The following is a 7,369-nucleotide window of genomic DNA, read 5'->3' on the forward strand; positions in this document are numbered from 1 at the left end:
TTTATGNNNGTANCNNNGACCGGCGACCGGGTCGGCGCACGGCCGGGGCGGGGTGGCAGGATCGTGCCGAACCCCGGGACGCCGGCCCCGGCGGCGGGAGACCCCCGCCACCGCGTCCGGCGGCGGCGCCCACGACCGCCGCGCCCGCACCCGGCCAGGCCGAAGGAGACAGCGATGAAGGCTCACGACGGGATGTACATCGGCGGCGCGTGGCGGCCCGCCGCCGGCGCCGGCACCATCGCCGTGGTGAACCCGGCGACCGAGGAGGCGTTCGCCACGGTGCCGGCCGGCGGGGCCGAGGACGTCGACGCCGCCGTGCGCGCCGCCCGCGCGGCGCTCCCCGGCTGGTCCGCCACCCCGCCCGCCGAACGCGCCGCCCGCCTCGCCGCGCTGCGCGACGCGCTCGCCGCCCGCCAGGACGAGATCGCCGAGACCGTCACCGCCGAACTGGGCGCCCCGCCGAAGCCCGCACGCGCGGTGCACGCCGGACTGCCGGTCACCGTGGCCGGTTCGTACGCCGACCTGCTGCCCACGTACCGGTTCGAGGAGAGGGTCGGCAACTCGGCGGTGCTGCTGGAGCCGGTGGGCGTCGTCGGTGCGATCACGCCGTGGAACTACCCGCTCCACCAGATCGTCGCGAAGGTCGCCCCGGCCCTCGCGGCGGGCTGCACGGTCGTCGTCAAGCCGGCGGAGGAGACCCCGCTCACCGCGCGGCTCTTCGCGCGGTGCGTCCACGAGGCGGGTCTCCCCGCCGGTGCCGTCAACGTGGTCACCGGACTCGGGCACGCCGCCGGCCAGGCCCTCGTCGACCACGACGGCGTCGACATGATCTCCTTCACCGGTTCCACCGCCGTCGGCCGGCGCATCGGCGCGGCGGCCGGCGGCGCGGTCAAGCGCCTCGCCCTGGAACTGGGCGGGAAGTCCGCGAGCGTCGTCCTGCCCGGCGCCGACCTCGACCGGGCGGTCACCGCGAGCGTCGCGAGCGTCATGGCCAACTCCGGCCAGCGCTGCAACGCCCTCACCCGCGTCCTGGTCCGCGCGGACCGGTACGAGGAGGCCGTCGCCCTCGCCGCCGAAGCCGTCGCGAAGTACCCGGCGGGCGACCGGATCGGCCCGCTCGTCAGCGCCGCCCAGCGCGACCGCGTCGTCGGGTACATCGAGAAGGGCGTCGCCGAGGGCGCCCGGCTCGTCGCGGGCGGTCCCCGGCCGCCGCTGGCACGCGGCTACTACGTCGAGCCGACCGTCTTCGCCGACGTGACGCCGGACATGGCGATCGCCCAGGAGGAGATCTTCGGCCCGGTCGTGGCGTTCCTGCGGTACGAGGACGAGGAGGAGGCCCTGCGCATCGCCAACGGCACGGTGTACGGCCTCGCGGGCGCCGTGTGGGGCGAGCCCGGGGCAGCCGCCGCCTTCGCCCGCCGGATGGAGGCCGGGCAGGTCGACGTCAACGGCGGCCGCTTCAACCCGCTGGCCCCGTTCGGGGGGTACAAGCAGTCCGGCATCGGCCGGGAGCTGGGCGCCCACGGCCTCACCGAGTACCTGCAGACCAAGTCCCTCCAGTTCTGAGGCCGGGGAAACCCCCGCCTCCGAACACCGTGAGCCCCACCAGCCGGGAGAAACCGATCGTGGTCGTCCGCGCCGCCGTCCTGCCCTCCGCCGGGTCCCCACTGGAGATCACCGGCATCGAACTGCCCGAGCCCGGCCCCGGGGAGGTGCGGGTCCGCCTCGCCGCCGCCGGGGTCTGCCACTCCGACCTGTCCCTGTGCGACGGCACCATGCGGGTGCCCGTGCCCGCCGTCCTCGGCCACGAGGGCGCCGGCACCGTCGTCTCCGTGGGGGAGGGCGTCACCGGCCTCGCCCCCGGCGACGGCGTCGTCCTCAACTGGGCGCCCTCCTGCGGCTCCTGCCACCACTGCGGGATCGGCGAGGTGTGGCTGTGCGCCGACGCGATGTCCGGCGTCGGCCGCGCGCACGCCGTCACCGAGGACGGCAGGCGGCTCCACCCGGGGTTGAACGTCGCCGCGTTCGCGCAGGAGACGGTGGTCCCCGCCCCCTGCGCCCTGCCCCTCCCGGAGGGGGTGCCGCTCGTCGACGCCGCCCTCCTCGGCTGCGCCGTGCTCACCGGCTACGGCGCCGTCCACCACTCCGCGCGCGTGCGCGCGGGCGAGTCGGTCGTCGTGTTCGGCGTCGGCGGGGTCGGCCTGGCCGCCCTCCAGGCGGCCCGGATCGCCGGCGCCGGGCCGATCGTCGCCGTCGACGTGTCGCCGGAGAAGGAGGCCCTGGCGAGGGCGTCCGGGGCGACCGACTTCCTCGTCGCCTCCGACACGACCGCCCGCGAGGTACGCGGTCTGACCGGGGGACGGGGCGCGGACGTGGCCGTGGAGTGCGCCGGCCGGGCCGCCGCCATCCGCACCGCCTGGGACTCCACCCGGCGCGGCGGCCGCACCACGGTCGTCGGCATCGGCGGCAAGGACCAGCGGGTGTCGTTCAACGCCCTGGAGGTCTTCCACTGGGCCCGCACCCTCTCCGGCTGCGTCTACGGGAACTCCGACCCCGCCCGCGACCTGCCCGTGCTCGCCGGGCACGTCCGCGCGGGGCGCCTGGACCCGGCCGCCCTCGTCACCCGCCGGATCGGCCTGGAGGACATCCCGGAGGCGTTCGGCGACATGCTCGCCGGCAGGGGCGGGCGCGCCCTGGTCGTCTTCTAGGCCCCGGCACCGGACGCGCACCGGACGCGCCCGCCGCCCGGCCGGCCCCGGGCCGTGCCCCGCCGGGACCCCGGCCCCCTGAGTACCGCGCTGAGTAGCGGGACGGATGTACCGCCCCGCCCCGGCACCGCATCCTCGGCCGCATGAGTGACACACCGGTCAAGCAGCAGAACACCGCCGCCTACTACGCGCAGGCGGTCGCCTCCTTCGCCATCGCCCTCGGGGCCGTCGCCCTCGGCATCGGCAACCTGGAGGCGGACGTCTGGGTGCGGGCCTTCCTCGGCATCGCCGTCCTGTACCTCACGACCTCCGCCTTCACCCTCGCCAAGGTCGTCCGCGACCGCCAGGAGGCCGGGCAGATCGTCAGCCGCGTCGACCAGGCGCGGCTGGAGAAGCTGCTCGCCGAGCACGACCCCTTCCAGAAGCTCTGAACCCCGTCGCCTAAGCGCTTGCTCACCTCCGGGGTATGGTGTTCGCCCCGGTACGAGCGAAAGGACGAGCGATGGGCACCGCGCAGGAGACGGACGGCGGGGAGGACGCGCCGTGGGGCGAGGTCACCCCGGACGCGGCCCGGCGCCTGCTCGTGGCCGCCGTCGACGCCTTCGCCGAACGGGGCTACCACGCCACGACCACCCGGGACATCGCGGGCCGCGCCGGGATGAGCCCCGCCGCGCTCTACATCCACTACCGGACCAAGGAGGACCTCCTCCACCGGATCAGCCGCATCGGCCACGACAGGGCCCTGGAGATCCTGGAGGAGGCGGCGGACGGCCCCGGCACCGCCGCCGAGCGGCTCGCCGGCGCCGTACGGTCCTTCGTCCGCTGGCACGCCGAGCGCCACACCACCGCCCGCATCGTCCAGTACGAGCTCGACGCCCTCGCCCCCGAGCACCGCGCGGAGATCGTCGCCCTGCGCCGCAGGAGCGACGCCGCCGTGCGCCGCATCATCGGCGAGGGCGTCGCCGCCGGCGAGTTCGACGTGCCGGACGTGCCGGGCACCACCCTCGCCGTGCTCTCCCTCTGCATCGACGTGGCGCGCTGGTTCGACGCCCGGGGCGGCCGCACCCCCGACGAGGTCGGCGCGCTCTACGCCGACCTCGTCCTGCGCATGGTGCGGGCCCGCGCCTAGGAGCGCGGGGCGCCGCAGGGATCCGGGGCCCGGTACCAGGCCGGAGGCGGAAGCACCGGCTCAGAAGAAGAAGCGGGACACCGGCTCGGCGACGCACACCGGTTTGCCGCCGCCCTCCCGCTCCACCGTCACCACGGCGGTCACCTGCACCCCGCCGGGCACCTCCTCGACCGCCTTCACCACGGCGGTCGCCCGCACCCGCGACCCGGCCGGCAGCGGCGCGGGGAAGCGCACCCGGTCCGTGCCGTAGTTGACGCCCGTCCGCGCCCCCTCCACCCGCATCACCTGCGCCGTCAGGACGGGCAGCAGGGACAGCGTCAGGTAGCCGTGCGCGACGGTCGTCCCGAACGGGCCGGACGCCGCCCGCTCCCGGTCGACGTGGATCCACTGGTGGTCCCCGGTGGCGTCGGCGAACAGGTCGATCCGCCCCTGGTCCACCTCCAGCCAGTCGCTGTACCCCAGCCGCTCGCCCACCGCGGCCCGCAGCCCGTGGACGGAGGTGAAGACCCTCGGCTCAGCCATACCCGCTCCCTGCCCGACGGACCGCGGTCGGGTCCGAGCGCCCGCTCAGCCTGGTGCGGGCCGTGCGCCCTGTCAACGGACCAGTAGGGTGCGGGGGATGCCGCAGATCCCAGAGAAGATCCACGAACTGACCGTCGGCCAGCTCTCCGCCCGCAGCGGCGCGGCGGTCTCCGCCCTGCGCTTCTACGAGGCCAAGGGCCTGATCACCAGCCGCCGCACCAGTGGCAACCAGCGCCGCTACAGCAGGGACGCCCTGCGGCGCGTCGCCTTCGTGCGCGCGGCCCAGCGCGTCGGCATCCCCCTGGCCACCATCCGCCAGGCCCTCGCCGAACTGCCCGAGGAGCGCACGCCCACCCGCGAGGACTGGGAGCGGCTCTCCCGTACCTGGCAGGCCGAGCTGGAGGCCCGCATAGAGCAGCTCGCCCGGCTCCGCGACCACCTCACCGACTGCATCGGCTGCGGGTGCCTCTCGCTCGACACCTGCGTCCTGTCCAATCCGGACGACGTGTTCGGCGAGCGCCTGACCGGTTCCCGCCTGCTGCCGGAGCGCCCCCGCAGGCGCGGGGAGGGCGGCCGCGAGCCGCGGGAGCGCTCCGGCGGGGGAGGAGCGCGGGCGTAGGCGCGCTCCGCGTCCTCTCCGGGGCCGGCCGGGCGCGGGGCACCGCGTCCGCGGAGGCGGCGCCCTTCGATACCGCTGGGACGACGTACGGGCCGGGGTGCGGGGCGGGCGGCTCTTTGCCGTCCGGCGCCCCGCGGGGCTCCGCCGGACCCGGACGGCGCACCCGCCCGATGGCCGCCCCGCCCGATGGCCGCCCCGCGCGGTCTCGCGCCCCGCGCGGTCTCGCGCCCCGCGCGGTCTCGCGCCCCGCGCGGTCTCGCGCCCCGCGACTTCGCCGGGACCGGGTCGCCGGGACCGGGTCGCCGGCACCCTGCGGCATCCGCGGCCCCACGTCTCGTACGTCCGGGTGACCGCACGTCCGGGTGACCGCACGTCCGGGCGACCGGGGCCGGCTCACCCCACGGAGACCGGTTCCCGCGCCGCGTCCGCCCGCGCCGCCCGGCGGCGTGCCGCCGTCAGCGCCTCGTCCGACGCCAGGGGCGCCGGGACCAGGACGCCGCACTCTCCGCACACCGGCCCGCACGCTTCGTCCAGGCCGTCCCACCGCCAGGTGAACCGGCTCCCGCCGCACACCGGGCAGCGGCCGCCCCGCCCCGCCTCCAGGGCCGCGATCAGCCGGCGCAGCGCCTCGGCCAGCGGCAGGTCGGGGTGCACCGAAGGATCGACGCACCGCGCCACGCCGTTGCCGCCCCGGGCGAGCCGGTGCCAGTCGTCGATCGGCCCCGGGGAGCGCAGCCCCAGGTGCTTCTCGCTGCGGCGCCGCTCCGCGAACCGCCGCTCGTAGGCGAGCCACACGGCCCGCGCCTCCTCCACCTCGTCGAGCGCGGCCACCAGCCGCACCGGATCGAGCTCCCTGTCCTCGTGTCCGAACCCGTGCCGCCTGCACAGGTGGTCCCAGGTCGCCCGGTGCCCGTACGGGGCGAACCGCTCCAGGCACTTGCGCAGCGAGTAGCGCCGCAGCGCCATATCGCACGCGGGATCACGAACCTGTCTGGCGAGACTCCGGAAACCGGCCATCGCTCCGCCACCTCCGTCACTGGTACTTCGGCGTCGTTGAAGAGACGTACGGGTGCCCGTTTCGGCTCCGTCGAAAATCGAATGCGCCGTTCGCCTTCCCGCGCCGGCCCGCCCGGAGGGGTGCGCGGCGGTGCCCGGGGGAGCGGCGACGGCCGCTTGACGGCCCGTCACCTCCCCGGTCGGCCCGCGCCCCGGCTCAGCGGTACAGCAGGTACTCCTCGCGCACCGCCCGGAACGCCGCGAGGTCCCGCTGCCACGCGGCGGCCACCTCGTCCGGTCCGGCACCCGCGTCGATCATGGTCCGCACGGTCGCCGAGCCGGTCAGCCTGTCGATCCAGCGGTCGGCACGCCAGGCGAACCCGCTCCACGTCCGCTTCGCCGTCACCAGGAGCCCGATCCCGGTCCGCACGGGGTCGAAGGCGGTCCGGTCGTGCACGTGCAACTGCACCCCGCCGACCGTCCTGCCCTGGAACTTGGAGAACACCGGCGCGAAGTACGCCTCCCGGAACACCACCCCCGGCAGCCCCAGCGCGTTCGCCGCCTCCGCCCACCGCCGGTCCACGCCCTCGGCCCCCAGCAGCTCGAACGGCCGGGTCGTACCGCGTCCCTCCGACAGGTTGGTGCCCTCGAACAGGCAGGTCCCGCCGTACACGAGGGCCGTGTCGGGCGTGGGCATGTTCGGGCTCGGCGGCACCCACGGCAGCCCCGTCGCGTCGAAGAGGTCCCGCCGCCGCCACCCCGCCATCCGCACCGTCTCCAGGCGCACCGGCCGTGCCAGGAACTCCCCGTTGAACAATCGCGCCAGCTCCGCCACGGTCATCCCGTGCACCTGCGCGATCGGCTCCCGCCCCACGAAGGTGGCGTACGCCCGGTCCAGGACCGGCCCCAGCGCCGCCCGCCCGCCGACCGGGTTGGGCCGGTCCAGCACGACGAACCGCTTCCCCGCCAGCTCGGCGGCGACCATGCAGTCGTACATGGTCCAGATGTAGGTGTAGAAGCGCGCCCCCGCGTCCTGGATGTCGAACACCACCGTGTCCACCCCGGACGCGGTGAACACGTCCGCGAGGGCCTGCCCGCTCCTGCCGTACGTGTCGTAGACCGGCAGCCCGGTCGCCGGGTCGTCGTACCGCCCCTCCGAGCCGCCCGCCTGGGCGGTGCCCCGGAAGCCGTGCTCGGGTCCGAACACGGCCGTCAGCCGCACCCGGTCGTCGGCGTGCATCACGTCCACGATGTGCCGCACCCCGGCGGTGACCCCGGTCGGGTTGGTCACCACGCCGGCCCGCTGCCCGGCGAGCGCGGCGTACCCGCTCGCCGCCAGCCGGTCGAAACCGGTGCGCACCCGCCTCCCCGCCCGCGCCCCCTCCGCGGTGTTGG

Annotated in this window: 8 protein-coding genes; 5 read left to right on the forward strand and 3 right to left on the reverse strand. The window is 76.1% G+C overall.

Annotated features, from left to right (window positions below):
• Positions 1 to 174 precede the first annotated feature (174 nt).
• The 4 genes from MW084_RS20310 (at position 175) to MW084_RS20325 (ending at position 3,837) form a co-directional block, all read left to right on the forward strand.
• Positions 175 to 1,566 (forward strand): aldehyde dehydrogenase family protein, encoded by a 1,392-nt coding sequence (locus MW084_RS20310; protein ID WP_010475955.1) that lies wholly within the window; start codon positions 175 to 177, stop codon positions 1,564 to 1,566.
• A 59-nt stretch (positions 1,567 to 1,625) separates the two neighbouring features.
• Positions 1,626 to 2,708 (forward strand): zinc-binding dehydrogenase, encoded by a 1,083-nt coding sequence (locus MW084_RS20315; protein WP_010475953.1) that lies wholly within the window; start codon positions 1,626 to 1,628, stop codon positions 2,706 to 2,708.
• Positions 2,709 to 2,851: 143 nt separating this feature from the next.
• Positions 2,852 to 3,139, forward strand: a complete 288-nt coding sequence (locus tag MW084_RS20320; protein ID WP_010475951.1) for a YiaA/YiaB family inner membrane protein — start codon at positions 2,852 to 2,854, stop codon at positions 3,137 to 3,139.
• 71 nt (positions 3,140 to 3,210) lie between these two features.
• Positions 3,211 to 3,837, forward strand: coding sequence for a TetR/AcrR family transcriptional regulator (locus tag MW084_RS20325; protein ID WP_010475949.1), 627 nt, complete (start codon positions 3,211 to 3,213; stop codon positions 3,835 to 3,837).
• A gap of 60 nt (positions 3,838 to 3,897) precedes the next feature.
• Here MW084_RS20325 and MW084_RS20330 read toward each other — a convergent pair whose 3' ends face one another.
• Entirely contained in the window at positions 3,898 to 4,359 is a 462-nt protein-coding gene (locus tag MW084_RS20330; protein ID WP_010475947.1) for a MaoC family dehydratase, read from the reverse strand.
• A 97-nt stretch (positions 4,360 to 4,456) separates the two neighbouring features.
• Between MW084_RS20330 and soxR the strand changes: the two genes are divergently transcribed.
• Complete coding sequence (gene soxR / locus MW084_RS20335; RefSeq protein WP_010475946.1) at positions 4,457 to 4,978, forward strand: redox-sensitive transcriptional activator SoxR; 522 nt, start codon at positions 4,457 to 4,459, stop codon at positions 4,976 to 4,978.
• Between the two features lie 393 nt (positions 4,979 to 5,371).
• On the opposite strand, the gene MW084_RS20340 is transcribed toward soxR, so the two are convergent.
• Together MW084_RS20340 and MW084_RS20345 are read right to left on the reverse strand one after the other, a co-directional pair.
• A complete protein-coding gene (locus MW084_RS20340) occupies positions 5,372 to 5,995 on the reverse strand; it encodes a hypothetical protein (protein WP_050986871.1) in 624 nt (207 codons plus the stop codon).
• Between the two features lie 196 nt (positions 5,996 to 6,191).
• A partial coding sequence (locus tag MW084_RS20345) for an exo-beta-N-acetylmuramidase NamZ family protein (RefSeq protein ID WP_275563726.1) occupies positions 6,192 to 7,369 on the reverse strand: 1,178 nt, incomplete at its 5' end.

The sequence above is a fragment of the Streptomyces sudanensis genome, assembly GCF_023614315.1.
GTDB lineage: Bacteria > Actinomycetota > Actinomycetes > Streptomycetales > Streptomycetaceae > Streptomyces > Streptomyces sudanensis.

Coding starts and splice junctions, on each gene's coding strand:
- MW084_RS20325 (WP_010475949.1), top strand. CDS start 3,211: ATGGGCACCGCGCAGGAGACGGACGGCGGGGAGGACGCGCCGTGGGGC.
- MW084_RS20340 (WP_050986871.1), bottom strand. CDS start 5,995: ATGGCCGGTTTCCGGAGTCTCGCCAGACAGGTTCGTGATCCCGCGTGC.
- MW084_RS20310 (WP_010475955.1), top strand. CDS start 175: ATGAAGGCTCACGACGGGATGTACATCGGCGGCGCGTGGCGGCCCGCC.
- MW084_RS20330 (WP_010475947.1), bottom strand. CDS start 4,359: ATGGCTGAGCCGAGGGTCTTCACCTCCGTCCACGGGCTGCGGGCCGCG.
- MW084_RS20320 (WP_010475951.1), top strand. CDS start 2,852: ATGAGTGACACACCGGTCAAGCAGCAGAACACCGCCGCCTACTACGCG.
- soxR (WP_010475946.1), top strand. CDS start 4,457: ATGCCGCAGATCCCAGAGAAGATCCACGAACTGACCGTCGGCCAGCTC.